Raw genomic sequence first — 274 nt, 5'->3', positions numbered from 1 at the left:
GTGTCCACGCCGACCGGATCAACCGCCTATGCATTCTCGGCGGGAGGCCCGGTGCTGTGGCCCGACCTCGAAGCGATCCTGGTGGTCCCCAACAACGCTCACGCGCTGTTTGGCCGGCCGATGGTCACCAGCCCCGAAGCCACCATCGCCATCGAAATAGAGGCCGACGGGCATGACGCCTTGGTGTTCTGCGACGGTCGCCGCGAAATGCTGATACCGGCCGGCAGCAGACTCGAGGTCACCCGCTGTGTCACGTCCGTCAAATGGGCACGGC

1 pseudogene is annotated in these 274 nt (G+C 65.7%); it reads left to right on the top strand.

The features are described from left to right. Positions 1 to 274 (top strand): annotated as a pseudogene (ppnK, locus tag BST12_RS29940) (NAD kinase); the annotation flags it as partial.

The organism is Mycobacterium angelicum (assembly GCF_002086155.1).
Classification (GTDB): Bacteria; Actinomycetota; Actinomycetes; order Mycobacteriales; family Mycobacteriaceae; genus Mycobacterium; species Mycobacterium angelicum.
The sequence above is the reverse complement of the archived record's forward strand: the minus strand, read 5'-3'. Positions and strand labels throughout refer to the sequence as shown.